Genomic DNA, 25,280 nt, shown 5'->3' on the forward strand with positions numbered 1-25,280 from the left:
GCGCGCCGCGCCTCCATGCCTCAGCCTTGGGCGGGCTTGTGGATGGTTGGAGACCGCATCCCGCCTGCTTTAGGTCCTGCCGGAATGTTGGCAGGGTGCGGCAACCGGCGCGCGGTTCGGGCGATAATGCGCCATGGCTGACAATTCCCCCAGGCTGTTGACTGTCGCGGTGACCTCCCGCGCCCTGTTCGATCTCGAGGAAGGCCATCTGCTCTTCGAAAGCGATGGCTTGGAGGCCTACTCGGCCTATCAGCGCGAGCACGAGGACGATGTGCTCGAGCCGGGGGTGGCCTTTCCGGTGGTGCGCAAGCTGTTGGCGCTGAACCACGACACTCCAGCGGAAACGCCGCGGGTGGAAGTGATCCTGCTGTCGCGCAACTCGGCCGACACCGGCCTGCGCATCTTCAATTCGATCCAGCATTACGGCCTGGATATCGTGCGTGCCACGTTCACCTCGGGCCAACCGACCTGGCCTTACGTCAAACCATTCGGCACCGACCTGTTCCTGTCGGCCAATCCCGAATCGGTGCGGCGTGCGCTGGCACACGGCATCGCCGCGGCCACCATCATGCCGCGTGCACCGGGCGAGCGCGCCGAAGCAGCGGCGGCGATCGTCGACAACGACGACAGTCGCCTCTCTACCCAGCTGCGCATCGCCTTCGATGGCGATGCGGTGATCTTCGGCGATGAGAGCGAGCGCATCTCACGCGAGCAGGGCGTGGAAGCATTTGGCCAGCACGAACGCGAGCGTGCACGTGAACCGTTGTCGGTGGGGCCGTTCCGCAACTTCCTGGCCGCGTTGCATGTCTTGCAGGCGGCATTTCCGGCCGGCGAGGCATCGCCAATCCGTACGGCGCTGGTCACTGCGCGCTCGGCACCGGCGCATGAGCGGGTGATCCGCACCCTGCGCGAGTGGGGCGTGCGGCTGGACGAGGCGCTCTTTCTGGGCGGACGCCACAAGGGGCCGTTCCTGGAAGCCTTCGGCGCGGACATCTTCTTCGACGATTCGCAGCACAACATCGACAGCGCTCGCCAACATCAGCATGTCGCCGCTGGGCATGTGCCGCATGGTGTGGCCAACGAAGGGTAAGGGCAGGGCGGTAGCGTCACTCGACCGGCGGTGACATCCCCAACTGCAGGTCCACCACCTTCCAGCGCAATCCCTGTGGTTCCAGCACCACCTTCATCGGTGGTGCGCCAGGGCCGCGTTCGACGTCGATCACGAAGCGGTCCAGTGCCTCGAAGTGATGGGTGGCGTTCTTCAGCGGTCGCGCAGGTTCGGTGGGGCCGAAGGGGTCGCCTCCCTGCAGTTCATTGCGGCCGCGCTTCCACAGCACATGTCCCTGCAACAATGCACCGATGCCGATCGGCGTCACCAGCGTATCCACCGCCGCACCACCGAGCTGGTTCCCCAGGCCATAAAGCAACGTGCCCCAGCGACTGGCGGCGATGTCTGGCCCGGCTTGTCGCACCAGATAATCGTTGAGCTGGGCCCGCAGGCTGCTGCGCACACGCGGAAAGTCGACATAGCGTTCCAGTGCGGCGGTGTCGCGTTGCTCGATGGCCCTGGACAGTCCGTGCATGGTCATGTAAGGCCCGGCGAACCACCACGAAGTGACGGCCAGCAGGACAATGACGAGGATGCGGAGGGCTTTCTTCATGGCGCCCAGACTGCCGCAATCGCGGCCGCCGCAGGTGAAGATCAGTGGCTGGGCGAGCCGCGGCCATCGCCGAAGGCGGCGACCAGACGTTGCCGTTGGGCGGGGTCCAGCGCCTGGATGCGGGTCCGCAGCACTTCGTCCAGATTGCCGATGCGGGTGGTGCCCAGGATGCCGCTGGCCACGCCCGGGTGCTGCAGGACATAAGCGAACGCCGTTTGTGCCGGGCGTTGGCTGTCGATCGACGCCACCGCGCGCCGCATGTCCCGCGCGCAGTGCATCAAGGCACGGCTGCTGGGCTTCAGCCAAGCGCGTGCCAGATACCAGGCGTCGGCCAGACGCGGCAGGCGCGCGCGAGCGGGCAACAGGTGCCCCTGCGCAAGCACGGTGCCGGCTAGTACACCGATGCCCACGTGCTGCAGCTGGTCGATCAGCGGTTCGCGGTCCTGCTGCAGCGCGTTGTAGTCCAGCAGCACCACATCGAAGACGTCGGGGTGGGCGATCATCCAGCGCAGGGTGGACGCCGAATGCGTGTTGATGCCGGCGTGGCGGATCAGGCCACGCTCGCGCAGACGCTGCATGGCCAGCAACAGGTCATCGTTGATGTCGTGCTCGCTGGCGCCATGCAGTTGGTAGATGTCGAGATAGTCCAGGCCAAGATTGCGCAGCGATGCTTCGCAACTGGCCGTGATCGCGGCGGCAGAGAAGTCACGCTGTTCCGCACCACTGATCCCGGCCTGTCCGGTCAAGGTGCCGCCCTTGCTGGACACGACCAGGGAATCTCGTGGGAACTGCCTCAGTAGGGGGCGCAGGATCCGTCCCAGGCGCGGTTCCGCATGGAAGCCGGAGTAGTTGTGGCCGGTATCGAGCAGGTTCACGCCCTGCGCCAGCGCGTGCTCGACCACCCGTGCGGCGGCGCGTTCGTCGAAGCTGCGGTGGCCCCAGAAGCCGGAACACCCCAAACCGATCGGCGAGACTGCCAGCTCGGTGCGACCCAGCATCCGGCGCTGCTGGCCCAGCGGTAGATCCTGCGGCATCAGAACTCCAGGTCCAGCGCAGCGCACAGGTAGTCGACGAATGGCGCCAGCACGACCAGATCGGCGGCGATGGTGTGGCGCAAGCGCGGGCCGGTCATCGTGGCGTCGTCCAAGTGGCGCAGATACGCCCAGTTGCGATGCTTGAGATCTTCGATGAAGGCGAAGTCGTTGGGGAAACCCCGCGGTGCGCGCACCAGCTTCTCGCTCTCGTCCAGCGCGAAGTTGCGGCGCAGCTTGGGCGAATGCGCTGCGGCCTGCCAGCTCCCCGGATTCTCGAAGATGAACTGGCGGACCTTGCGCTGGGTGTCCGGCTCCGGATGCCACAGCCCGGCGCCGACAAAACTCTCCCCTGGCTGCAGGTGGATGTAGAACGACGGCGCCGGCACCTGACGGCGACGCGCATGGAACAGCCGTGCGCCCTGCCAGGTCTTGTATGGGGACTTGTCGTGCGAGAAACGCGCATCGCGATAGATACGGAACAGCGAACCGCCCTGCGACTTGGGATCGGCGCGGTAGTGTTCGCTCACCTGTGCCAAGGCCGGCTGCAGGTCGGCGATCAGCTGCAGGAACGGTTGCCGCACATGCGCTTCGTACTGCTCTCGGTGCTCGTTGAACCACGTTTTGTCGTTGTGGCGCGCCAGGCCGCGCAGGAACTTGAAACTGGCTGCGGAAAAGTAACTGGTCATAGCGTGCGTCTTAAGTCCGAACCCCAGGCGGAGAGCTGGTCGAGCAAGGACTGCTTGGTAGCATCGTCGGGGTGAGTAAGCCGTAAATCGGCGATCTGAGCGTCGTATTGGTCCAGGGTCAACTCGCCCAGGCCACGATCTTCCAGCAGGCGCTGGCGGCGATACGCCTGCCACCGTTCCTGCTCGTCAAACGTCAGGCTCTGCGGCCAGTTGCGGGCGCGATAACGGAACAGCAGTTCGACCAGGCGTGGGTCGCGCAGGCGCTCGCTCAACGCGCCCAGCTCGGCCGGCGCGCTGCTGCGCACCTGCGCCAGCAAGCGTTTGTCGCCCTCGGCGAGGAAACCATCGTAGAGCGAGGCGTCGGCGTCGTTGCTGGTTGAGCCGCTGGCGCGTTCGCCCGCGTAGACCTGGCGGACCTTTTCGGCCAGCTGCGGTCCCAGTGTGCGCAGACGCTCGGCCTTGGCCAGCACGGCCTCCACGTTCACGCCCAGCCGATGGAAATCGGCCGCGCGCAAATGTTGCCAGGACACCAACGCCGGCACCTTGTTGAGATGCACTTCCTTCAATGGGACGCGGTGTTCGCCCTCGGGCAAATCGGCGGCACGGACGTACAGCCGATCGGCGATCTCCTCCGGCGACAACCGCAGCAGCGCATCCACATCGCCATCGAGATCGAACACGATCACCCGGCTGTCGATGCGCGGATGCCGCGTCAGCGGCAGCACCGCCGCCGCACATAAGCGGCTGGCCGGATAGCGCTGGGAAACGTGCAGCACAGGCTGCATCCCCACCACGTCCAGCAGGCTGGCAGCGAAGCGCTTGTCGCGCAGCCGCAGCGCGTATTCCCATAGCTTGGGCTGATGCTGGCGGAAGCGGCGTGCCATGCCGATAGTGGCGTAGACGTCGGACAAGGCCTCGTGCGCATCGCCTTCGCGCACGTCGTTGGCCGCCGCCAGATCCTCCAGGCGGAACGAGGTGGCGCCATCGGCGCGTTGCGGCCAAGCGATGCCCTCGGGGCGCAAGGCGTGCACCAAGCGCAGCATGTCGAGCAGATCCCAGCGTGAATTGCCGCCACGCCATTCACGTTCATAGGGATCGTGGAAGTTGCGGAACAGGCCGCAGCGAACGAATTCGTCGTCGAAACGGATCGAGTTGTAGCCCAGCGTGCAGGTCTGCGGCCGGCTCATCAGGTCGGCGATGCGCGCGAACGCTTCGGCCTCGCTCACGCCTTCGCGCAGGGCATGCTGCGGGGTGATGCCGGTGACCATGGTGGCGTAGGGCGAGGGCAGCAGATCGTCGGCCGGCTGCACAAAGAAGCTGACCGGCTCTTCGATCACCTGCAGTTGCGCATCGGTGCGCACGGCAGCGAATTGCGCGATGCGTGTGCGGCGCGGATCCTGGCCGAAGGTTTCCAGGTCGTAGAAAAGAAAGCTGTCAGTCATGCGGTGCGTGGTCCGGTCCGCGACGCGTGGCGATGCGCCGCCAGGCCGGCATTATCGCCGATCCCGCCGCGCCACGCTGACGCGTGGCTGTGCTGGCGGGAACAGCATCGTGCACCGTGTCGATGACGAACAAGCGCGTTGGGCGTCAGGCGGTCGGCGTCGGGATCATCGGCGGTTGCATCCAGCAGCGCCGATGCGCCGCAGGATCCCGGCAGGAGCCACAGACGGCGCACTCAGTGCGCGCCGTGCAACGGCTCCAGGCGGGCATGGATGCGCGCTTCCAATGCCGTCCAGTCGATCCACGACAGGTCGCTATGCCCTCGGGTCGCTTCCTGCAGGATCTCACGCTGAATCTCGCTGCGCGCCAGGGCGACCGAGTACGGCGTTCGCAGGAAGGTGACCATCGTGTAGTGCGGTACGAAGCGGGTCGGCCAGCGCGCCTGCAGTTCCTGCTCCAGTGCGCGTTGCAGCAGGAAGCTGGCATCGCCGACCCGGTCGCGCATTTCCAGATAGTTTTCCAGTGCCATCTGCTGGATCGCGGCTGCGTCGTGGCGACGGCCGGCTTCGAAGGCGGCGTAGGCGCTGGCGAGGTCGTCGTGCGCATCCAATTGTTCGGCCAGCGCCACGCAATCTTCGAACGCGCTGTTCATGCCCTGTCCGTGGAAGGGCACCATCGCATGCGCGGCGTCGCCGAGCAGCACCGCGCGCCCGCCCAGGTGCCAGCGGTCCAGCGTCAGGGTGCCCAGCAGGCCAGGCGGATGTTCTTCCCAGTGCTCGCGCAGCTGTGGGATCAAGGCCAGCGCGTCGGGGAATTCGCGCGCGAACAAGGCATGGGCTTCGTCGCCGCTGCGGGTAGTGGCAAAGCTGGGCGTGCCTTCGTTGGGCAGGAACAAGGTCACCGTGAAGGTGCCGCCGGCGTTGGGCAGGGCGATGCACATGTAGTGGCCGCGCGGCCAGAGATGCAAGGCATTGGGCTCGATACGGAAGCTGCCATCGGGGCCGGGTGGGATTTCCAGCTCCTTGTACGAATGGTCGAGGAAGCTGATGCGCTCGCCCAGCGGCGACTTACGTTGCATCGCCGCGCGCAACGCCGATCCGGCACCGTCGCTGCCGACCAGGCTGTCGAAATGGATGTCGTGCGGTTGGTCGTCGCGGTCGTCGATGAAGCGCGCATGGCCGGCATCGAAATCCACCGTATGCAGGCGACGATAGAAGTGCACGCGTGCGCCTGCCTGTTCGGCCAATTCGAGCAAGGCGATGTTCAAGTCGGCCCGATGGATCGACCAGATCACTTCGCTATCGTCGCGGCCGTAGCGCTGCAATTGTGGGCTTCCCTCGCGCGGATGCACCATCCGCCCGCGCATCATCACGGCCTTGGCCATCACCGCCGCTTCGGCCCCGGCCTGGCGCAGTGCGTGCCGGCCGCGCTCGGCCAACGCCAGGTTGATCGAACGTCCCGATTCGTAACCCTTGATGCGTGGATCGCCGCGACGTTCGTAGACAGTGACCTGCCAGCCGCGGCGCGACAGCAGGATGGCCAGCAGGCAACCGGCCAGGCCGGCGCCGATCAGGGTCAGGGTGCGAGGGGAGTCGGCGTTCAATGCAGTATCTGGCAGGGGCCGGGCGCGTGCGCCGGCCAAGTGGGGGCTCAGGCGGTAGCCCAGGTTTCGACCTGTTCCACCAAGGTGTGGAGATCGACGAAGCGGTTGTACAGCGGCACCGGTGCAATGCGGATCACGTCCGGCTCGCGCCAGTCGCCCAGCACGCCGGCCGCTTGCAGCGATTCGAACAATGCGCGGCCCCGTGCGCGGCCGCCGCTCACCCGCAGCGAGAGCTGGCAGCCACGCTGCGCCGGATCAGACGGCGTGACGATCTGCAGCACCTGCGGCACGCGCGCCTGGATCAACTGTTCCAGGTGAGCGGTCAGCTGCTCGGACTTGCCGCGCAAGGCCTGCATGCCGGCCTGGTCGAACAGCTCCAGCGACGCGCGCAACGGCGCCAATGCCAGCACCGGCGGATTGCTGAGTTGCCAGCCTTCTGCACCGGGCGCGGCGACGAACTCCGGTGCCATCTGGAAGCGGGTCTGTTGCTCGTGGCCCCACCAGCCGGCCATGCGGGGCAGGTCGCTGTTGGCATGGCGGGCATGCACGAAACAGCCGCCGACCGCGCCCGGGCCAGCGTTGAGATATTTGTAGTGGCACCACACCGCGAAGTCGGCACCGTCATCGTGCAGCGTCAGCGGCACATTGCCGACTGCGTGCGCCAGATCGAAGCCGACCGCCGCACCCTGGGCGCGGGCCAGGCGAGTGATCTCGGCCAGATCGAAGGCCTGGCCGGTGCGGTACTGGATGCCCGGCCACAGCACCAGCGCCAGGCGTGCGCCATCACGGGCGATCGCGTCGGCGATCGCGGCCATCGACAAGGTGCCGTCGGCCTGGTCAGGCTGGACCTCGATCAAGTGGGTGGCCGGGTCCAGCCCATGCAGACGCAACTGCGATTCCACCGCGTGGCGGTCGGACGGAAACGCGCCGGCCTCGAGCATGATCGCGCCGCGCTGCGATGTCGGCCGATAGAAGCTGGCCATCATCAGGTGCAGGTTGACGCTGAGAGTGTTCATCGCCACCACCTCGCCCGGTTGGGCGCCGACCACCCGGGCCAGGCCATCGCGCACCAACTGGTGATACGTGAGCCACTGGGTGGGGCCAGTGAAATGGCCCTCGACCGCCAGCGCGCCCCACTGATCCAGCACTTCCTCGACCATCAGGCGGGCGCGCCGCGGTTGCAGTCCCAGCGAATTGCCGACGAAATACGTCTGATCGCGGCCGGCGTGCTGCGGGAACACGAACGCCTCGCGCAAGGCGCGCAGCGGGTCGGCGGCATCGAGGGCCGCGGCATGCGAACGGGACAGCGGGTCGGTCATCTTCGGGCCTCGCGGCACAGGTCAGTCGCTCAGTGTACCTGCCTGCGCTCCCCCCGCCGGTGCGGTCTCCGACCGTGCCGCCATGCGGGCAGGGCGCAGCAGATGCGTCAGGGTGCCGATGCTGTCGGTGACCCGGTCCAGGGTATCGATCAACACGGCGTTGACGGCCGGGGCATCGTCCTGGTCGGCGAGCGCGGCCGCCAGTGGTCGCTCGCTGCTACGTAGGGTCGCTGCCGGCGGAACCTGCCCGTCGACCAGGCAGCGCGCCAATTCCGCCAGCGCCTGGTCGGCCTGTGCAGCGAAGGCGTCCAGTGCATCCAGTTGCGGGATCGGATGGCCGTCGCGCAGTACCGCCTCCAGCGACAGCGTTGCACGGAGCAGGCGATTGGCGTTGGCCAACAAGGATTCGGCCAGGGTGAGCTCGGCGCGATTACGGCGGCTGCCCGGCTCGCCGCGCAAACGTTCGATCGACGCCTGAGCGTTGGTGCGTGCCACGCGTGCGGTGGCGCGGGTGTCGTGCAGGGCCTCCAGCTGGCCGCCCAGCACCTGGTGCAGATGCGCGCGGTACGCATCCAGCAGGAGGGCCAGCGAGGCACGGATATGGCGCCGCTCGCGGGTCGGCCAGAGCGCATAGGCCACCAGCGCCAGCACGCTGCCGGCCACGGTCGCCTGCAGGCGTGCGCCGACTGCCTCGCCCGGTGCCACGCCCTCGAACGACAGCAAGATCACCAGCATGCCGGTCAGGAAGGCCACACCGATGCCGTAGTTGACCTGGGTCAACAGGCGGAACGCCAGGCAGAATGCCGCCAGCAGGATGATCCGGATGGTCGCGCCGTCCATGGCCAGATGCGCCAGCGCGGTGGCCAGCAACAGGCCGATCACGGTGCCGGCCACGCGCAGCGCGCCGAAGCTGAAGGTGCCGCCGAAGTCGGGCTTGAGCACGATGGCCGTGGTCATCGGAATCCAGAATCCGTGGGGAATCTGCAGCCAACGCTGGACCGCGATCGCCAGTGCCAGGCAGACCCCGCAGCGCAGCGCGTGGCGGAACGCCACCGAGGACAGATCCAGGTTGGCGCGCAGCGTGGCCCAGGTCGCCGCCGGCCGCAGGGCCGCGGGCAGCCGGGCCTCGGCGAGTTGCGCCTGGATCTCGCCACGGCTGCTGGCCCAATGCGCGTTGCGGACCAGGGCGCGCAGCTGCCCGGCCAGGCCATGCGCACGTGCCAACGCCACCCGCATCAGCCGACGCTGGCGGGTGTCGGCGGTGTCCTGCTGCACCTGCGTCAGTGTCTCGATCAAGGCGTCGAAGCCGGTCATCGAGGCGTCGGCGGCAGTCGGGTCTTCGCCGGCCGTCATCGCGTGCGCCAGTTGTTCCAGCACGATCGCGCTGCGTTCGAGCACGCGTTCGATCGCCTGGCGCGCCGGCGCGAGTTCCAGCCGGGTGTCGGCATCGGCCAGCGACAGCAGCTCCAGTCGGACCCGGTCGCAGACTTCGGCAATGATGCGAAAGCTCTGCACGGCGATCGCGCGCGACCGGTGTTCGCCGTGCAGCATCACCATCGCGTCGAGCACTTCCTGAGTGGCCGGTGGCGCGGCGCTGGCGTCCGGTCGCTGGCGGGCGATGCCGGCAAGCTGGCGCATCAGCTCGGCCAGGGCGAAGCGCTCGGGCCGGTAGCGCTGCCACGGCCAGGCGGCCAACGCCAGCAAGGCCTGCAACAGACCGCCGGCGAAGATCAATGCGGCCACGCCTGCGGCCTGCTGGGCGGGCAGGGCCATGTCGGCGCTGACGACCAGCAAGATCATGCTGGTCAACCCGACGCGTGCGGCGACCGGCCCCAGTGCGACCAGCAGGCCACCTGCCAAGCCGAGCAGCAGGCCGGCCAGCGCCAGTGCGACCGTGTGCCCGCCGACCAGGATGCCGAGCAGGGTCGCCACGCCGGCCGCCAACGCGGCCATCAGCATGCGCTGCATCCGCGCACGATAAGGGCCGGGCTGGTCGGAGAACATGGTGTTCAAGGCGCCACTGCTGACCGCCAGGCCGGCTGCCACATGATCGCTGGCCACGCCAACCGCCAGCGGGATCACCACCGCGGCGGTATTGCGCAAGGCCACGCGCAACGGCACGTCGCGCGGTTTGAGGTCGATCAGGTTACGCAGCATGTGCGTCCACCCAGCGCGGCAGGCGGGGAGCGGGAGGTTGCGCCGCCTGCACGCGGTGTCGTGACGGGGCTGCGGCTTGCGCTGGCACGCGGATCGGAATGTCGCCAGCCTGTCGCGTGGGTGCGATTGCCCTGAGCCAATGCGGGGCGAGGCGCTTCCAAGGCATACGGCGGTGGGCAATGGCATCCATGCACGTGACCAGACGCGTCATTGCCAACCATGGCCTGGCCGGCTCCGCGCCAACGCAGGCCGCGCCAGCGTTCTCCAGAACGCCAGCGCCTCGCCGACACACCGTCGGCAAGCGCTGGCATGCGTCATCCATCGCCTGCTCACTCCTGCGCTGCGGCGTAACGCTCCGGTGCCGGGTGGACGTGCCCGCAGCGTTCGCAGGTACGCAGTTCGCGCGAGCCGTAGAAATGGGCGAAGACCGGTGGAAAATCGCGCTCGATGTCGCGCAGCGGGAACATCGCCTCATAAAGTTTGTGGTTGCATTGCGGGCAATACCACTGCAGGCCATCCTGTTCGTGCGGCAGGCGCTGACGCTCGATCACCAGGCCGACCGAGCCGGCACTGCGCTGCGGCGAATGCGGTACCCGTGGCGGCAGCAGGAAGATCTCGCCCGCGCGGATCGGGATGTCGCGGGCGACACCCTCGTCCTGCACTTTCAGTACCATGTCTCCTTCCAGTTGGAAGAACCATTCCGGTCCCTCGTCATAGTGGTAGTCGGTCCGCGCGTTCGGCCCACCGACGACCATGATGATGAAGCCATCCTGCTGGATGCATTTGTTGCCGACCGGCGGCTTGAGCAGATGACGGTGCTCGGCGATCCACGCGTGCAGATTGATCGGCAAGGCAAGCATCGGGGCTCTCGCGGTATGGGGAGTGCCCAGCATAGCCAACGCCGGCAGGATCAGGGCGCCCCCCGGCCGCCGGTCGCAGCCGAGGGTTCAGCGCTCGGCGTGATCGGCCTGGATGCGCGCCAGCGCCGCGTCGTAACGTGGCTGCAGTGCGTCCGGGCGATCGACCGAGACGCCCAGGTCGTGGACCCGGCCATCGCGCAGGCTGTACACCCAGCCATGCACGCTCAGGTCCTGGCCGCGCGCCCAGGCATCGCGCACGATGCTGGTGCGGCAGACATTGACGACTTGTTCGAGCACATTGAGTTCGCATAGGCGTGCGTGTTGCACCGGCACATCGCCCGCCTGCTGCAGGCAGCTCTCGTGCTTGTCGGCAACATCGGTGACATGGCGGATCCAGTTGTCCACCAGGCCCATGCGCATCTGGGTCAGGCTGGCGAGCACGCCACCGCAACCGTAATGACCCACCACAAGCACGTGCTTGACCTTGAGGACGTCGACCGCAAACTGGATCACCGACAGGCAGTTCAGATCGGTGTGCACCACGACATTGGCGACGTTGCGATGCACGAACACTTCGCCCGGCGCCATGTCGATGATCTGATTGGCCGGGACGCGCGAATCCGAGCAGCCAATCCATAGATACTCTGGGGTTTGCTGCTGTGACAGACGGGAAAAAAACTCCGGATCTTCCCGGTTGATGCGGTCGGACCAGGCGCGGTTGTTGTCGAGCAGATGGCTGAGTTCATTCATGCCGCCAGTATCGCCCAGATGCGGCGGCGATGCGCTCACTCTGCGACAAGCTCAGCCGCATGCCTGGAGCCGGCGACTGTTCAGCGGGCGTGCTGAGGTCACTTCGATCGATGGTGTGCCGAGAAGCGTGCTGCTATTGGAATGCGCGCAGACGTCGGTCGTGCAGAGGCGCGATAAAGCTGCGTCGCTTTCCTTTCGATTCCTTCCGATGGCATCACTGGTCCGCTTCACTCGCAGGCCATTTTGGTTGGCAGGAGACTGATCGCATCCAGATCGTTGCCAGCCCCGGGCCTTGCATTCGCTCTGCCGCGTGTGCCGTTCGATCGGCGTCGCAGGCCAGATCGACAAGGGCGAACACGTCCGCGCGTCTCAGGCGCGGCCGCCCAGGGTCTGCACCATGCGTGCGCGCAGGTCGGCCTCGTTGTCGGCATGCGGCGGGGAGACTTCATGCAGCGAGAAACCGCGGGCCAGTGCATCGTCCTCGTCCAGCCCGTCGAAGGCGACGAACTCGGCATCGAACAGTGCCGCGCGTGCGCTGTCTTCACTGTCGTAGACCAGCGTCTTGCCATCGCTGTCCAGCACCTCGGCCGTGCCCGCGTGCTTGATGCGCAGCCGTGCCCAGATCAAGGTGCGGGCGATACTCGCCAGCCACCATTGGTCGTGTTCGTCAGCGGAAGGTGATAGGTCGTCAGTGTGCGGATTCATGGCAATACCTTGGACATCAGGCCGAGCAGGGCGGCCATGCCCAGACCGACAAAAAGGGTCAACAGCGACACCCAGGCGGGTGTGGCCAGCCCGGACAATGCGCGGTCGCGGTAACTGCGGTAGCGGCGCGCCAGTAGCCAGCGTAGTGCCGCCGGGCTGATGAAGGCAGGCTCGCCGAACGCGTCGAGCGCATCGGGATGTCGATCGCGCAGGTGCACCAATGTGAGCGGCCAGAAGATCAGCAGCGCACTCAGCCCGGCGACGGCGACACCCACGAAACACAGCGCGAAGAACAAGGTCATGCGGCCGCCAGCATCAGTGCAAGTTTTGGGAGCGCCGCGCCAATGATCAGCGCCGCAATGGTCCACCGCAGCGGAACGATGGCATGCCGCGTCGCGTCGCGCGCGCTGTCGGTCTGCCACCACTGCTGCGGGTCCAGTTGGCGCGATGCCGATCGCGTCAGCTGCACGCTGCGTACTACTGTTACCCCGGCAGTGACGATTGCCAGGACGAAGGCCAGCAATTGCAGCGTGGAGGCGATGGTCAATGGAGTCATGCTCAGAACTCCGCGCTTCCCGGCGCACGTGGGTAGGGAATGGCGTCGCGGATATTGCTCAACCCGCAGACATAGACCACCAGACGCTCAAAGCCCAGGCCGAAGCCGGCGTGCGGCACCGAGCCATAGCGGCGGAAGTCGCGGTACCAGCCGTAATGCTCCTTATCCAGGCCGAACTGCGCCATGCGCGCATCCAGTACCTCCAGGCGTTCCTCGCGCTGGCTGCCGCCGATGATCTCGCCGATGCCCGGCGCCAGCACGTCCATGGCCGCCACCGTCTTGCCGTCGTCGTTGAGGCGCATGTAGAACGCCTTGATGTGCTCTGGGTAATTGGTCACCACCACCGGGCGGCCGATATGTTCTTCGGTCAGCCAGCGCTCGTGTTCGGTCTGCAGGTCCAGGCCCCATTCGACCGGGAAGTCGAACTTCTTGCCCGCGTTCTGCAGCAGCTTCACCGCGTCGGTGTAGTCGATCTGCTCGAACGGCGCATTGATGAAGGCTTCCAGCTTGCCGATCGCGTTCTTGTCCACGCGCTCGGCGATGAAGGCCAGATCGTCGCTGCGCTCGTCCAGCACCGCGCGGAACAGGTACTTGAGGAATTGCTCGGCCAGGCGCGCATCCTCGGCCAGATCGGCAAAGGCGATTTCCGGCTCGATCATCCAGAACTCGGCCAGGTGGCGAGTGGTGTGGCTGTTCTCGGCGCGGAAGGTCGGGCCGAAGGTATAGACCTTGCTCAGCGCCAGGCAGTAGGCCTCCACGTTGAGCTGGCCGGACACGGTGAGAAAGGTCTCCTTGCCGAAGAAGTCGCGGCTGAAGTCCACCTCGCCGTTGCCGGTGCGCGGCAGGTTGACCATGTCCAGGGTAGAGACGCGAAACATCTGCCCGGCGCCTTCGGCGTCGGAGGTGGTGATGATCGGCGTGCTGATCCAGTTGAAGCCGTTCTGGTGAAAGAAGCGGTGCACCGCCTGCGACAGGCAGTTGCGGATACGGGTGACCGCACCGAACAGGTTGGTGCGCGGGCGCAGGTGCGCCACTTCGCGCAGGAACTCCGGCGACATCGGCTTGGGCTGGATCGGGTAGGTGAGCGGGTCCTCGACCCAGCCCACCACCTCGATCGCGCTGGCCTGGATTTCGAACGATTGGCCCTTGCCTTGCGATTTCACCAGCACGCCCTTGGCGATCAGCGAGCAGCCGCTGGTCAGGCGCTTGACCTCGTCGAAATTGGGCAGGGCATCGGTTGCCACCACCTGGATCGGGGCGAAGCAGGAGCCGTCGCTGACGTTGACGAAGGCCAGTCCGGCGGACCCGCGCAGTGTGCGCACCCACCCGCGTACCGTGACTTCGCCGCCTTCCGGGATCTTCCCGGCAAGCGCATGTTCAACGCTGACCACCGTCATGACTGTTCCTCGCCGTGGCGACTCGAATAGGACCGTCGAGTTTACTGGCTGCATGCGCACCGGCGCGAGCGCCCGGCTCGGCCCCGTTGGTCGGCCAGACTTGTCGATCCCGCGATGCACCCCCACATCGCCGTTGCGCGCGTCGCGCGCCGCTATACTTTCCCCTTGCGTTTCGGAGTGCCCCCATGGCCATCACCCTCACCCCCGCCGCGCTGGAGCGCGTGCAGCGTTTCGTGCAGCAGAGCCCAGGGGCGCTGGGTCTGCGGTTCGGCGTGACCAAGACCGGTTGCTCCGGCTGGGGTCACGTGACCGACCTGGCCCGCGAGCGGCGCGAGGATGATGCGGTGTTCGAGCAGGACGGGGTGCGCATCTTCGTCGATGCGACTAGCCTGCCGCTGGTGGACGGGACCTGCATCGACTTCGGCAAGCATGGTCTCAGCGAGACCTTCACCTTCCGCAACCCCAACGCCACGGCCGAGTGCGGTTGCGGGGAAAGCTTCACCACCGACGCCGATAAAGGCTGAGGCCGGCGCACGGTCTGGGGCGCAGCGTCCGGCGGCGGCTCCGCTGGCTTGGCTTGCAGCCAGCGCTTCGGGCTGACATACTTGCCTGCTTCCTGCCCGTCTGGGCGGGAGTCCCTTGCTCCACCGTCGTGCCTGCGGGCCGTCCGGGGAGCTGTCCGGCCCACGTGGCCACATCCGAAAGGTAAACAACATGAGTCGTCATTACGAAGTCGTGTTCCTGGTCCATCCGGACCAGAGCGAGCAGGTCCCGGCCATGATCGAGCGCTACAAGGCGCTGATCGAGGGCGGCAACGGCACCGTCCACCGTCTGGAAGACTGGGGTCGTCGTCAGCTGGCCTATCCGATCCAGAATCTGGTCAAGGCGCACTACGTGCTGCTCAACATCGAAGTCGACCAGGCCGTGCTGAGCGAGCTGGTGGAAAGCTTCCGCTTCAACGACGCCGTGCTGCGCCACCTGGTGATCAAGCGCGACGGCGCCGACACCGAGCAGTCGCTGATCATGAAGAGCAAGGACGAGAAGGGCGACAAGCCCGAGCGCAGTGAGCGTCGTCGTCGCGACGATGAGGAAGGCGACAGCAACGCCGCCAACGATAACGACGGCGACAACGCCGAAGCCGCTTAAGGAGCGCTGTCATGTCCAAGTTCTTCCGTCGCCGCAAGTTCTGCAAGTTCACCGCTGAAGGTGTCAAGGAGATCGACTACAAGGATCTCAACACCCTGCGTCAGTACCTCACCGAGAACGGCAAGATCGTGCCGAGCCGCGTGACCGGTACCAAGTCCAAGTACCAGCGCCAGCTGGCCACGGCGGTCAAGCGCGCGCGTTTCCTTGCGCTGATCCCGTACACGGACAACCACGACGTTTGATAAGTCGTTGAGGTCGGCGACTTGCAGGCGCCGCACGGTTGCCTGCGCGTCGCTCAGCAAGCCCGCACTTGGATGCGGGTGAGCAAATCGATAGAAGTTGGTGCGTTGAGAGTGCGGTGGTCCAGGTGCCTTTGGCGATCCTGGCGGCCAACTCCCCAATCCCGGCTTCTCCTATTCGGACAGCATGCGTTGCGTCGGCCGCCGCCGGCGCTAACGAATAACGGAGCAAGACCATGGAACTGATTCTTCTGCAAAAAGTGACCAACCTGGGTGGCCTGGGCGACAAGGTCAGCGTCAAGCCGGGCTACGGCCGCAACTTCCTGGTGCCGCAGGGCAAGGCCGTGCCGGCCACCGCTGCCAACGTGGAAGCCTTCGAAGCCAAGCGCGCCGAGTATGAGGCCAAGGCCAACTCGATCCTGGCCGAAGCGCAGAGCCGCGCCGGCAAGTTCGAAGGCGCCAGCGTCACCATCGGTGCGCACGCCTCCACCGAAGGCAAGCTGTACGGTTCGGTCGGTCCGCGCGACATCGCCGAGGCGTTCACCGCCGCCGGCCTGCCGTTGGAAAAGAGCGAAGTGATCCTGGGCGAAGGCGCCTTCCGCAACGTCGGCGAGTACGACGTGGTGCTGCACCTGCACGCCGACGTGGAAACCACCGTCAAGGTCGTCATCGAAGCCGACGCCTGATCCTGACAGGTCCGCAAGGACGAACAACGGGCGCCCTAGGGCGCCCGTTTTTTTGTGCGTGCGCAAGCGGCGGGTTGCACTGCGCCCTGTGTCTGCGCGTTCACGTTGGCGCGCAGTCGGTCGCTGGCCGATGCGGCGCCAGATCATGCCAGGGCAGGGATGCTGCCGCTGGGCTGTGCCGGCGCCGGTTCGGCAGTCCTGGGGCATTCCAGTGGCGCCGGCGTGCGCTCGTGCTGCCCCCTCGCACGCCCTTCTACCGCTCCATCAGGTGAGGGCTTTGGACGGTGCGGCGCGCTGGTATGGCGCTGCCGCCCCGCGGCCTTGTCGCGCCGCCCTGCCGCGGACGCTCGTCGATGGCTCGGCAAAAACAACTGGTCGAGCGCATGACCGGCGCCGGGTCCCAGCGCCCCATTCCGCCTTGCAGGTTCGACAGCCGGCATCCCACCGATGCCCGACAAGCATGTTGGGCCGTGCTGCCACTTCGCGAGGCGGCCGCCGCTTGGTTGCGGCGGCGAGGGCTAGCAGGCCTGACGTTGCTGCTGTTCGGGCCGGCGACGGCGTGCCGGGGTGGGGCCGGCTATACTCCCGGCAATCGTTCGCTTCGCGCCCCGCGCTGTCCGGTTGCTGCAGCCAGAGGCGAAGCCCTTGCAAACCCGACCCGACGGTCGCTGTCGCCGTTGACCGAGATCCCCGCTCCATGCGTCTTTCCACGATCAAACTGTCCGGTTTCAAGTCCTTCGTCGATCCGACCACGCTGCATCTGCCGACCAACATGACCGGCATCGTCGGCCCCAACGGCTGCGGCAAGTCCAACATCATCGATGCGGTACGCTGGGTCATGGGCGAGAGCTCGGCCAGCCGCCTGCGCGGCGATTCGTTGACCGACGTGATCTTCTCCGGGTCCTCGGCACGCAAGCCGGTGTCGCAGGCCACGGTGGAACTGATCTTCGATAATTCCGACCACACCATCTCCGGCGAATTCGCCTCCTTCAACGAGATTTCGGTCAAACGCCTGGTCAGTCGCGACGGCAACAGCGCCTATTATCTGAATGGCACCAAGTGCCGGCGACGCGACATCACCGACCTGTTCCTGGGAACCGGCCTGGGGCCGCGCAGCTACTCGATCATCGAGCAGGGCATGATCAGCCAGATCATCGAGGCGCGCCCGGAAGACCTGCGCGTGTACCTGGAAGAAGCCGCCGGCATCTCCAAGTACAAGGAGCGCCGCAAGGAGACCGAGACGCGGATCCGCCATACCCGCGAGAACCTGGACCGGCTGGGCGACCTGCGCGAGGAAATCACCAAGCAGTTGGCGCATCTGCAGCGACAGGCGCGCCAGGCCGAGCAGTACCAGGCGCTGCAGGAAGAGCGACGGGTCAAGGACGCCGAATGGAAGGCGCTGGAATACCGCGGCCTGGATGGCCGGCTGCAAGGCCTGCGCGAAAAACTCAACCAGGAAGAGACGCGCCTGCAGCAGCTGATCGCCGATCAGCGCGATGCCGAGGCGCGGATCGAAACCGGGCGCGTGCGCCGCGAGGAGGCCGCCGAGGCGGTGGCCAAGGCGCAGGCGGACGTTTACCAGGTTGGCGGCACGCTGGCCCGCATCGAGCAGCAGATCCAGCATCAGCGCGAATTGTCGCAGCGCCTGCACAAGGCGCGCGACGAGGCGCAGAGCCAGTTGCAGGAGCTTACCCAGCACATCAGCGGCGATTCGGCGCGTTTGACGGTGCTGCGCGAGGCGGTGGCCAGTGCCGAGCCGCAGCTGGAACAGCTGCGTGAGGATCACGAATTCCGTCAGGAAGCGCTGCGCGAGGCCGAGTCGCGGCTGGCCGACTGGCAGCAGCGCTGGGAAGCGCATAACCGCGATACGGGCGAGGCCTCGCGGGCGGGCGAGGTCGAACGCACGCGTGTCGATTACCTGGACCGGCAGGCGCTGGAGGCCGAGCGCCGCCGCGAAGCCCTGGCCAACGAACGTGCCGGCCTGGACCTGGAGGCGCTGAGCGAGGCGTTTGCGCAGATCGAGCTGCGGCACGAGACCCAGCGCGCCTCGCTGGATGGATTGACCGAACAGGTCGAAGCGCGCAAGCACGCGCTCGGCGGCCTGCAGGAGCAGCAGCGGGCCAGCCAGGGCGAACTGGCCGAGGTGCGCAAGCAGGCGCAGGCCGCACGTGGCCGCCTATCCTCGTTGGAGACCTTGCAGCAGGCCGCCTTGGGCCAGGAGCAGGGCGCCGCGGTGGCCTGGCTGAAGGCGCACGGGCTGGAATCGGCCGCGCGCGTGGGCGAACGTCTCAGCGTCGAGTCGGGATGGGAAAACGCCGTCGAAAGCGCCTTGGGGCAGTTGATCGAAGGTGTGTTGGTCGAGGCGCCTGAGCAATTGGTCGACGCCTTGGGCGGACTCGGCGATGGGCGCATCGCGCTGGTCGACGCGGCCGACGCAGCACTGCAGTGCGCGCCGACCTCGTTGGCGGCGAAGGTGCAGGGGCCGAGTGCGATCCGGCGCCTGCTGGCGCGGCTGCATGCCGCCGAGGATCTGCCGGCGGCCGTGGCGCTGCAGCGCACGTTGCCGGACGGCGACTCGGTGATCACCCGCAGTGGCGAGCGGCTGGGCGACGGCTGGGTGCGTGTGTCGCGCTCGGGCGCAGCCAAGCAGGGCGCCCTGCTGCGCGAACGCGAAATTCAGGAGTTGCGTGCGCAGATCGAAGCGCTGCAGGACCGCGAGGCCGAGCTGGAACACCGTCTGTCCGGTTTCCGTGAACAACTGCTGGCCGCCGAACAGCAGCGCGAGGACGCGCAGCGCCAGCTCTACATGGCCCATCGCAGCGTGTCCGAGCTGGCTGGGCAGTTGCAGAGCCAGCAGGGCAAGGTCGACGCCGCGCGCACGCGCATCGAGCGGATCGAGGTCGAACTGACCCAGTTGCTGGAGACGCTGGACACCAGCCGCGAGCAGGCGCGCGAAGCACGCGCCAAGCTCGAGGATGCGGTCGAGCGCATGGGCGACCTGGAGAGCACGCGTCAGGCGCTGGAAAGCGAGCGGCGTCAGCTCACCGATGCGCGCGACCAGGCGCGCGACGCCGCCCGCGGCGTGCGCGATGCCATGCACGCGCTGGCGCTGACGCTGGAATCGCAACGCACCCAGATGACGTCGCTGAGCCAGACACTGGAACGCATGGACAGCCAGCGCGGTCAGCTCGATACCCGCCTGGAGGATCTGCTGGCGCAGTTGAGCGAAGGCGACTCGCCGGTGGAAACCCTGGAGCACGAACATCAGGCCGCGTTGAGCGAGCGCGTACGCACCGAGCGCGTGCTCGGCGAAGCCCGCACTCAACTCGACAGCATCGACGGCGAACTGCGCAGCTTCGAGCAGACCCGCCACCAACGCGACGAGCAGGCGCTGGCGCAGCGCGAGCGGATCTCTCAGCGCAAGCTCGATCAGCAGGCGCTGGTGCTCAGCGCCGAGCAATTGTCCGCCGCGGTGGTGAAGGCTGGCTTCGTGCTCGAGGACGTGGTCAACGGCCTGCCCGAAGCGGCCAATCCGGCCGAATGGGAAGCGGCCGTGGGGCAGATCGATGCGCGCATGCGACGGCTGGAACCGGTCAACCTGGCGGCGATCCAGGAATACGGCGAGGCGGCGCAGCGCTCGGAATACCTGGATGCGCAGAACGTCGACCTGACCACTGCACTGGAGACGCTGGAAGAGGCCATTCGCAAGATCGACCGCGAGACGCGCGGCCGCTTCAAGGACACCTTCGATCGCGTCAACGCCGGCGTGCAGGCGCTGTACCCGCGGCTGTTCGGCGGCGGCCACGCCTATCTGGAGCTGACGGGCGAGGACCTGCTCGATACCGGTGTGACCATCATGGCGCGCCCGCCGGGCAAGCGCGTGTCGAGCATTTCGCTGCTGTCCGGCGGCGAGAAGGCGATGACCGCGGTGGCGCTGGTGTTTGCGATCTTCCAGCTCAATCCGGCGCCGTTCTGCCTGCTGGACGAGGTGGACGCGCCGCTGGACGAGGCCAACGTCGGCCGCCTGGCGAACATGGTGCGGGAGATGAGCGAGAAGGTGCAGTTCCTGTTCGTCAGCCACAACAAGGCGACCATGGAGGCGGCGCACCAACTCTCCGGCGTGACCATGCGCGAACCCGGCGTCAGCCGCCTGGTCAGCGTGGACCTGGAGGAGGCAGCACGTTTGGCGGGCGCGGCATGACGTGCCATGCTTGTTGGAATGAATGCACCTGTCACTCTTGCGCGGAGGCACGCTGAATGTCCGACATGGCCCTGATGCGGATCGGGATCCTGATCGCTGGACTGCTGCTGGTCGCGGCCATCTTCCTGTTTGGCCGCCCTAAGAAGCCGGCGCAGGGACGTCGGGTCGACAAGGACGACGGCCAGCCGCGCGAGCGCCGTGAGCCGGTGATCTCCACCGACGCTGGCAGCGGAGGCAGCGCGGCGATGGAGGGCGATGCGGCGATGCAGGCCGAGTTGGAGCTGGATGCGCAGGACGCCGCCGCCGGTAACGACGTCGGCAAGCGGCCCAGCCAGGATTTCGACAAGATCGTCTCGCTGTTCGTCGCGGCCAAGGCCGGTCAGGTGCTGCGCGGCGAGGACGTGGTGGTGGCGGCCGAAAAGACCGGCCTGGTGTTCGGCCATATGAATGTGTTCCATCGCCTGGTCGAAGGCCACCCTGAGCGCGGGCCCATCTTCAGCATGGCCAGCATCCTCAAACCGGGCAGTTTCGACATGGCCAACATCCGCGGGATGCAGACGCCGGCAATCGCGTTTTTCCTGACCTTGCCGGCGCCGATGACCGCGCTGGATGCGTGGGAGAAGATGCTGCCGACGGTGCAGCGCATGGCCGAACTGCTCGATGGCGTCGTGCTCGACGATAGCCGCAACGCGCTGGGTCGCCAGCGTGTGGCGCATATCCGCGACGAACTGCGCGCCTACGATCGCCAGCACCAGGCCCCGCCGCTGACCAAGTCGCCGCGCTGGTGAAGCAGGGCCGGGGAGGCCCGGCGAGCCGACCGCTTCCCGAGCACGCCAACCAGCGCGCTATGCGTGCCGGCAGCAATGTCGATGCCGATTCTGCATCTTGCTCTGGTCGATCCCTCTTGGACTTGTCAGGTGACCCGGCGACCGCACAGATCGGTTGATCTGGAGGCTGCGGCTCGCCGGCATGCTGCGGTCCCGGGTCCCGGGTCCCGGGTCCCGAACCCGTTACCCCATCACCTTCACGAACGCCTGGCGGAACCGCTGCATCTCTGCGTCGGTGCCTACCGTGATGCGGACCAATTGGGGCCAGATCGGCCAGCTGCGACCGACGACCACGCCCTGCTGTTGCATCGCCGCAGTGAAGGCTTTTCCGTCGCGGCGGAGGTCGACCATGAAGCAATTGGCCTGCGAGGGCAGGCAGGCATAGCCCTGGTGTTTGAGCCAGGCGACGGTGTCCTCGCGCACACGGGCATTCTCCGCGCGACGGCTGGGAATCAGCTGCGGCTCGCGCAGGCTGGCGATACCCGCGGCCATCGCCGGCACCGGCAGCGGATTGCCGCCGCGGCTGGCCAGCTTGGTCAGCAGGTTCGGCGCCGCCAGCGCCGCTCCCAGCCGCAGCCCGGCCATGCCGTAGAGCTTGGAGAAGGTGCGCAGCACGATCAGATCCTGGCGCTGCGGCACAAGATCGATGACCGACGGCTCATTGCTGAAGTGGATATAGGCCTCGTCCACCAGCAGTACCGCACCGGCGGGCTTGTCGGCCAACAGACGCTCGATGTCGCTGCGTGGAGTGATGCTGCCAGTGGGATTATTGGGATTGCAGAGGTAGATCAGTCCCGCGTCAGGGGCCGCCTTGGCCATCGCTGCGACGTCGTGGGCGCCATCGGCGCGCAGCGGTATCCGGCGTACCGGCGCACCCTGCGCGCTGGCGACGTCGATCACCGCCTCGAACGTCGGGTCGGCGACCACCAACCCTGCGCGCGCGCTGGTGAACAGCGAAGCGGCGCGATTGAGCGGGTCGCTGGAGCCGGGAAACAGCGCGACATGGTCCTTCGGCAGTTGCAGGTCGCTGGCCATCAACGTGTGCAGCTGCTGCTCCAGCTCGAACTGATAGCGGCCCGAACCAGCCAGTGCTGCAGTGGCTGCCGCCAATGCTGCCGGTGCGGGGCCGATGGGATGCTCGTTGAAGTTCAGGTAGACCGTTCCGGTCGCTGGCGACGCGTCATTGGCTGGCGTCGCCGGTGCACGCTGGCGCGCTGCCTCGGCCGGGTCGATGCCGAGCGCGGAGATGGCCAGGCCAGCGGTGGTCAGTCCAAGAAAGGAGCGGCGCGAGACGGGCAGTGACACAGCGGCCTCCCAGGGGCGGCAATGTGGAAGCAGCAACGCTAGCGCGTTCGCCCGAGTCTGCCTATCGGCAATTTGCAACTACCCTGGTATTGGGGATGAAAGCAGGCTGATCTGCGTGCGGTCGGTCGCGGGCCACGATCGTTAGAATGGACGCTTCTGCCCGACCGTGTTTCGTATGACTGCCAGCCTGGACCCCGCTCAGCGTATCGCCGACCTGCGCCGCCGCATCGAGGACGCCAACCATCGCTACTACGTGCTCGATGAGCCGCAGATCCCCGATGCCGACTACGACGCGCTGATGCGCGAGCTCGAAGCGCTGGAAGCCGCGCATCCGGCGCTGGCGCGCGACGATTCGCCAACCCGCACGGTCGGTGCGCGGCCGGATGGCGGCTTCCCGGAAGTACGCCATGCCATGCCGATGCTGTCGCTGGCCAACGCGTTCGAAACCGCCGGCGTGCCCGATGACGCCGACGATCGCAGCCGGTTTGCCGAGGTCGCCGATTTCGAGCGGCGCATCGAGCGCGAACTGGAACTGGCGGCCCCGGTATTTTCGGTCGAGCCCAAGCTGGATGGCCTGGCGATCAGCCTGCGCTACGAGAACGGCGTCTTCGTGCAGGGTGCCACCCGTGGCGACGGCAGCACGGGTGAGGACGTGACTGCCAATCTGCGCCAGGTCCGCTCGGTGCCATTGAAGCTGCGCGAGACCGGCACGGCGATGCCGGCAGTGCTGGAAGTACGTGGCGAGATCTATATGCCGCGCGCCGCCTTCGCTGCCTGGAACGCGCAGGCGCTGGAACGCAACGAGAAGCTGCTGGCCAACCCGCGCAATGGCGCGGCTGGATCGCTACGCCAGCTCGACCCGGCAATCACTCGGCGCCGGCCGCTGGCCTTCTTCGCCTATTCGGTGGGTGAAGTGCGCGGACTGGAATTGCCCGAGACCCATTCGCAAACGCTGCAGTTGCTGCGCGACTATGGCTTTCCGGTGGCACCGGAGGCCGACACCGCCACCGGTTTCGATGGCCTGATTGCCTATTTCCGTCGTATCGGCGCGGCACGCGACACTCTGCCGTACGACATCGATGGCGTGGTCTATAAGCTCGACGACTACGATCAGCAGCAGGCGATGGGCTTCGTCTCGCGTGCACCGCGCTGGGCCCTGGCGCACAAGTTTCCTGCGCAGGAACAGTCCACCGTGCTGCGCGCGATCGAGGTGCAGATCGGCCGTACCGGCGCGGTGACGCCGGTGGCGCGACTGGAGCCAGTGCAGGTCGCCGGCGTCACCGTCACCAATGCCACCTTGCACAATGCCGACCAGATCCAGCGGCTGGACGCGCGCGAAGGCGACACCGTCATCGTGCGCCGCGCCGGCGACGTGATTCCCGAAGTGGTGCGGGTGATCGCCGAACGCCGTCCGCCCGGCACCGTGGCCTGGACGATGCCGGCCGCCTGCCCGGTGTGCGGCTCGGAGCTGGTCAAGGAAGAAGACGCGGTGGCCTGGCGCTGCAGTGGCGGCCTGGCCTGCGCGGCGCAGCGCAAGGAAGCGCTGCGGCATTTCGCCTCGCGCCGCGCGCTGGACATCGAAGGCCTGGGTGAACGCCAGGCCGATGCCCTGGTCGAATTCGGCTTCGTGCAATCGCTGGCCGATCTCTACGCGCTGAGCGTAGAGGATCTGGTGCGCATGAAGACGGCATTGGACGCGGCCACCGCTGCCGATCTGCAGCAGGCCGTAGAGGATAGCAAGGGCGCATTGGCGCTCGATGCTGCCGGGCGCGCGGTCCTGGCGCAGGAAACGCCCGACTGGCGACAGGCCGAGTTCCTGCGCGCGCATCTGACGGTAGACCTGGGCGGCAAGCTGGCGACCAAGTGGGCCGAGAACCTGGTCGCCGCGATCGCGGCCAGCCGCAGCACGACACTGCCGCGCTTCCTGTTTGCGCTCGGCATTCCGCATCTGGGCGAAACCACCGCCAAGGCCTTGGCTTACTGGCTGGGATCGCTGGAGTTCGTGCGCAGCACTCCGGCCGTCTTGCTGCAGGCGCTGCCGGATATCGGCGGCGAGGTGGCGCGCTCGATCGCGACCTTCTTCGAGCAAGCCGGTAACGCCGCCGTGGTCGATGCGCTGATCGCCGCCGGCATCACGTTCGCCGACGAGGGCGCACCGCCGGCCGAGCTGCGCGAGCGCTTGGATCTGGCGCATCTGCTCGGCACGCTGCCGGTGGACAAGCTGGGCGGCAAGAGCGCGCAGCGGCTGGCCGAGACCTACGGCACGCTGGAGGCGTTGTTGCGCGCCAACGAAAGCGGCTGGACTGGTGCTGGGCTGTCGACCGCAGGCGCGGCCAACCTGGCCGCCTACCTGGCCGACGCTGCGCGACGACAGGCGCTGCTGGATGCCGATGCGGCGATGCGTCGTCTGCTCGATGCCGCCCCCGCCCAAGCCGAGCGCCGCGCCGGTCCGCTCGACGGCCAGACGGTGGTGCTGACCGGCAGCCTGTCGGCGCTGACCCGCGATGCCGCCAAGGAGCAACTGGAGACGCTGGGGGCCAAGGTCGCCGGCAGCGTTTCCAAAAAGACCAGCTTCGTGGTCGCTGGCGCCGATGCCGGTTCCAAGCTGGACAAGGCGCAAGCGCTCGGCGTGCCGGTCTGGGACGAGGACCGCTTGCTCGCCTTTCTCGCCGAGCAGGGCTGACCTGCCGCCATCGACGTGCCGCGTG

22 protein-coding genes are annotated in these 25,280 nt (G+C 67.1%); 8 read left to right on the top strand and 14 right to left on the bottom strand.

From position 1 onward, the window contains the following. Positions 1-133 precede the first annotated feature (133 nt). Positions 134-1,090, top strand: coding sequence for a 5'-nucleotidase (locus tag CKY51_RS15705; RefSeq protein WP_022971082.1), 957 nt, complete (start codon positions 134-136; stop codon positions 1,088-1,090). 16 nt (positions 1,091-1,106) lie between these two features. On the opposite strand, the gene CKY51_RS15710 is transcribed toward CKY51_RS15705, so the two are convergent. From CKY51_RS15710 to asnS, 13 genes are all read right to left on the bottom strand, one after another. Next, on the bottom strand, positions 1,107-1,661 hold the full coding sequence (locus tag CKY51_RS15710) for a DUF2939 domain-containing protein (protein WP_031338668.1): 555 nt from the start codon (positions 1,659-1,661) through the stop codon (positions 1,107-1,109). A gap of 41 nt (positions 1,662-1,702) precedes the next feature. Further along, complete coding sequence (locus CKY51_RS15715) at positions 1,703-2,695, bottom strand: aldo/keto reductase (RefSeq protein WP_031338663.1); 993 nt, start codon at positions 2,693-2,695, stop codon at positions 1,703-1,705. Further along, on the bottom strand, positions 2,695-3,381 hold the full coding sequence (locus CKY51_RS15720) for a DUF2461 domain-containing protein (protein ID WP_022971079.1): 687 nt from the start codon (positions 3,379-3,381) through the stop codon (positions 2,695-2,697). Before CKY51_RS15720 ends, CKY51_RS15715 begins: the two co-directional genes overlap by 1 nt. Next, positions 3,378-4,823: an exodeoxyribonuclease I gene (gene sbcB / locus CKY51_RS15725; protein ID WP_022971078.1), complete on the bottom strand. Its 1,446-nt coding sequence runs from the start codon at positions 4,821-4,823 to the stop codon at positions 3,378-3,380. Before sbcB ends, CKY51_RS15720 begins: the two co-directional genes overlap by 4 nt. A 233-nt stretch (positions 4,824-5,056) precedes the next feature. After that, a complete protein-coding gene (locus CKY51_RS15730) occupies positions 5,057-6,424 on the bottom strand; it encodes an FAD-dependent oxidoreductase (protein WP_022971076.1) in 1,368 nt (455 codons plus the stop codon). 47 nt (positions 6,425-6,471) lie between these two features. Continuing rightward, positions 6,472-7,743, bottom strand: a complete 1,272-nt coding sequence (gene kynU / locus CKY51_RS15735; RefSeq protein WP_022971075.1) for a kynureninase — start codon at positions 7,741-7,743, stop codon at positions 6,472-6,474. Between the two features lie 21 nt (positions 7,744-7,764). Continuing rightward, positions 7,765-9,900 (bottom strand): FUSC family protein, encoded by a 2,136-nt coding sequence (locus CKY51_RS15740; RefSeq protein ID WP_022971074.1) that lies wholly within the window; start codon positions 9,898-9,900, stop codon positions 7,765-7,767. A gap of 329 nt (positions 9,901-10,229) precedes the next feature. Then, on the bottom strand, positions 10,230-10,760 hold the full coding sequence (locus CKY51_RS15745) for a 3-hydroxyanthranilate 3,4-dioxygenase (RefSeq protein WP_031338660.1): 531 nt from the start codon (positions 10,758-10,760) through the stop codon (positions 10,230-10,232). Positions 10,761-10,847: 87 nt separating this feature from the next. Further along, the gene (gene can, locus CKY51_RS15750; RefSeq protein ID WP_031338659.1) at positions 10,848-11,510 is read right to left on the bottom strand and encodes a carbonate dehydratase; all 663 of its coding nucleotides are present in this window, start codon (positions 11,508-11,510) and stop codon (positions 10,848-10,850) included. A gap of 369 nt (positions 11,511-11,879) precedes the next feature. Next, the gene (locus tag CKY51_RS15755; RefSeq protein ID WP_152249484.1) at positions 11,880-12,215 is read right to left on the bottom strand and encodes a hypothetical protein; all 336 of its coding nucleotides are present in this window, start codon (positions 12,213-12,215) and stop codon (positions 11,880-11,882) included. Beyond that, the gene (locus CKY51_RS15760; RefSeq protein WP_031338657.1) at positions 12,212-12,517 is read right to left on the bottom strand and encodes a hypothetical protein; all 306 of its coding nucleotides are present in this window, start codon (positions 12,515-12,517) and stop codon (positions 12,212-12,214) included. The genes CKY51_RS15755 and CKY51_RS15760 overlap by 4 nt, the downstream gene beginning before the upstream one ends. Then, the gene (locus CKY51_RS15765; RefSeq protein ID WP_031338656.1) at positions 12,514-12,771 is read right to left on the bottom strand and encodes a hypothetical protein; all 258 of its coding nucleotides are present in this window, start codon (positions 12,769-12,771) and stop codon (positions 12,514-12,516) included. The genes CKY51_RS15760 and CKY51_RS15765 overlap by 4 nt, the downstream gene beginning before the upstream one ends. 2 nt (positions 12,772-12,773) lie before the next feature. Next, positions 12,774-14,168, bottom strand: a complete 1,395-nt coding sequence (gene asnS / locus CKY51_RS15770; RefSeq protein WP_022971069.1) for an asparagine--tRNA ligase — start codon at positions 14,166-14,168, stop codon at positions 12,774-12,776. A 185-nt stretch (positions 14,169-14,353) separates the two neighbouring features. Here asnS and CKY51_RS15775 point away from each other — a divergent pair, with 185 nt between their 5' ends. The 6 genes from CKY51_RS15775 (at position 14,354) to zipA (ending at position 21,228) form a co-directional block, all read left to right on the top strand. Further along, the gene (locus CKY51_RS15775; RefSeq protein ID WP_022971068.1) at positions 14,354-14,692 is read left to right on the top strand and encodes a HesB/IscA family protein; all 339 of its coding nucleotides are present in this window, start codon (positions 14,354-14,356) and stop codon (positions 14,690-14,692) included. A 190-nt stretch (positions 14,693-14,882) separates the two neighbouring features. Further along, complete coding sequence (rpsF, locus tag CKY51_RS15785; RefSeq protein WP_031338652.1) at positions 14,883-15,314, top strand: 30S ribosomal protein S6; 432 nt, start codon at positions 14,883-14,885, stop codon at positions 15,312-15,314. Positions 15,315-15,325: 11 nt separating this feature from the next. After that, positions 15,326-15,556, top strand: a complete 231-nt coding sequence (gene rpsR, locus CKY51_RS15790) for a 30S ribosomal protein S18 (protein WP_002804494.1) — start codon at positions 15,326-15,328, stop codon at positions 15,554-15,556. Positions 15,557-15,789: 233 nt separating this feature from the next. Further along, positions 15,790-16,239, top strand: coding sequence for a 50S ribosomal protein L9 (gene rplI, locus CKY51_RS15795; protein WP_022971065.1), 450 nt, complete (start codon positions 15,790-15,792; stop codon positions 16,237-16,239). Between the two features lie 697 nt (positions 16,240-16,936). Beyond that, positions 16,937-20,440, top strand: a complete 3,504-nt coding sequence (gene smc, locus CKY51_RS15800; protein ID WP_022971064.1) for a chromosome segregation protein SMC — start codon at positions 16,937-16,939, stop codon at positions 20,438-20,440. Positions 20,441-20,496: 56 nt separating this feature from the next. Then, positions 20,497-21,228: a cell division protein ZipA gene (gene zipA / locus CKY51_RS15805; protein ID WP_022971063.1), complete on the top strand. Its 732-nt coding sequence runs from the start codon at positions 20,497-20,499 to the stop codon at positions 21,226-21,228. Positions 21,229-21,450: 222 nt separating this feature from the next. Here the strand turns inward: zipA and CKY51_RS15810 are convergent, their stop codons facing one another. Then, positions 21,451-22,572 carry a pyridoxal phosphate-dependent aminotransferase gene (locus tag CKY51_RS15810; protein ID WP_152249486.1) on the bottom strand — a complete coding sequence of 374 codons (1,122 nt, stop codon included), beginning with the start codon at positions 22,570-22,572 and terminating at the stop codon, positions 21,451-21,453. Between the two features lie 175 nt (positions 22,573-22,747). Between CKY51_RS15810 and ligA the strand changes: the two genes are divergently transcribed. After that, positions 22,748-25,255, top strand: coding sequence for an NAD-dependent DNA ligase LigA (gene ligA, locus CKY51_RS15815; RefSeq protein WP_022971061.1), 2,508 nt, complete (start codon positions 22,748-22,750; stop codon positions 25,253-25,255). Positions 25,256-25,280: the final 25 nt, after the last annotated feature.

Source organism: Xanthomonas maliensis, assembly GCF_009192945.1.
Taxonomy (GTDB): Bacteria; Pseudomonadota; Gammaproteobacteria; order Xanthomonadales; family Xanthomonadaceae; genus Xanthomonas; species Xanthomonas maliensis.

Excerpts from the sequence above, each read along its gene's own strand:
- ligA (WP_022971061.1), top strand. The coding sequence starts at position 22,748 with ATGACTGCCAGCCTGGACCCCGCTCAGCGTATCGCCGACCTGCGCCGC.
- rpsF (WP_031338652.1), top strand. The coding sequence starts at position 14,883 with ATGAGTCGTCATTACGAAGTCGTGTTCCTGGTCCATCCGGACCAGAGC.
- CKY51_RS15755 (WP_152249484.1), bottom strand. The coding sequence starts at position 12,215 with ATGAATCCGCACACTGACGACCTATCACCTTCCGCTGACGAACACGAC.
- zipA (WP_022971063.1), top strand. The coding sequence starts at position 20,497 with ATGTCCGACATGGCCCTGATGCGGATCGGGATCCTGATCGCTGGACTG.
- CKY51_RS15720 (WP_022971079.1), bottom strand. The coding sequence starts at position 3,381 with ATGACCAGTTACTTTTCCGCAGCCAGTTTCAAGTTCCTGCGCGGCCTG.
- sbcB (WP_022971078.1), bottom strand. The coding sequence starts at position 4,823 with ATGACTGACAGCTTTCTTTTCTACGACCTGGAAACCTTCGGCCAGGAT.
- CKY51_RS15705 (WP_022971082.1), top strand. The coding sequence starts at position 134 with ATGGCTGACAATTCCCCCAGGCTGTTGACTGTCGCGGTGACCTCCCGC.
- rplI (WP_022971065.1), top strand. The coding sequence starts at position 15,790 with ATGGAACTGATTCTTCTGCAAAAAGTGACCAACCTGGGTGGCCTGGGC.
- kynU (WP_022971075.1), bottom strand. The coding sequence starts at position 7,743 with ATGACCGACCCGCTGTCCCGTTCGCATGCCGCGGCCCTCGATGCCGCC.
- CKY51_RS15760 (WP_031338657.1), bottom strand. The coding sequence starts at position 12,517 with ATGACCTTGTTCTTCGCGCTGTGTTTCGTGGGTGTCGCCGTCGCCGGG.
- CKY51_RS15740 (WP_022971074.1), bottom strand. The coding sequence starts at position 9,900 with ATGCTGCGTAACCTGATCGACCTCAAACCGCGCGACGTGCCGTTGCGC.
- can (WP_031338659.1), bottom strand. The coding sequence starts at position 11,510 with ATGAATGAACTCAGCCATCTGCTCGACAACAACCGCGCCTGGTCCGAC.
- CKY51_RS15765 (WP_031338656.1), bottom strand. The coding sequence starts at position 12,771 with ATGACTCCATTGACCATCGCCTCCACGCTGCAATTGCTGGCCTTCGTC.
- CKY51_RS15715 (WP_031338663.1), bottom strand. The coding sequence starts at position 2,695 with ATGCCGCAGGATCTACCGCTGGGCCAGCAGCGCCGGATGCTGGGTCGC.
- smc (WP_022971064.1), top strand. The coding sequence starts at position 16,937 with ATGCGTCTTTCCACGATCAAACTGTCCGGTTTCAAGTCCTTCGTCGAT.
- CKY51_RS15710 (WP_031338668.1), bottom strand. The coding sequence starts at position 1,661 with ATGAAGAAAGCCCTCCGCATCCTCGTCATTGTCCTGCTGGCCGTCACT.
- asnS (WP_022971069.1), bottom strand. The coding sequence starts at position 14,168 with ATGACGGTGGTCAGCGTTGAACATGCGCTTGCCGGGAAGATCCCGGAA.
- rpsR (WP_002804494.1), top strand. The coding sequence starts at position 15,326 with ATGTCCAAGTTCTTCCGTCGCCGCAAGTTCTGCAAGTTCACCGCTGAA.
- CKY51_RS15775 (WP_022971068.1), top strand. The coding sequence starts at position 14,354 with ATGGCCATCACCCTCACCCCCGCCGCGCTGGAGCGCGTGCAGCGTTTC.
- CKY51_RS15745 (WP_031338660.1), bottom strand. The coding sequence starts at position 10,760 with ATGCTTGCCTTGCCGATCAATCTGCACGCGTGGATCGCCGAGCACCGT.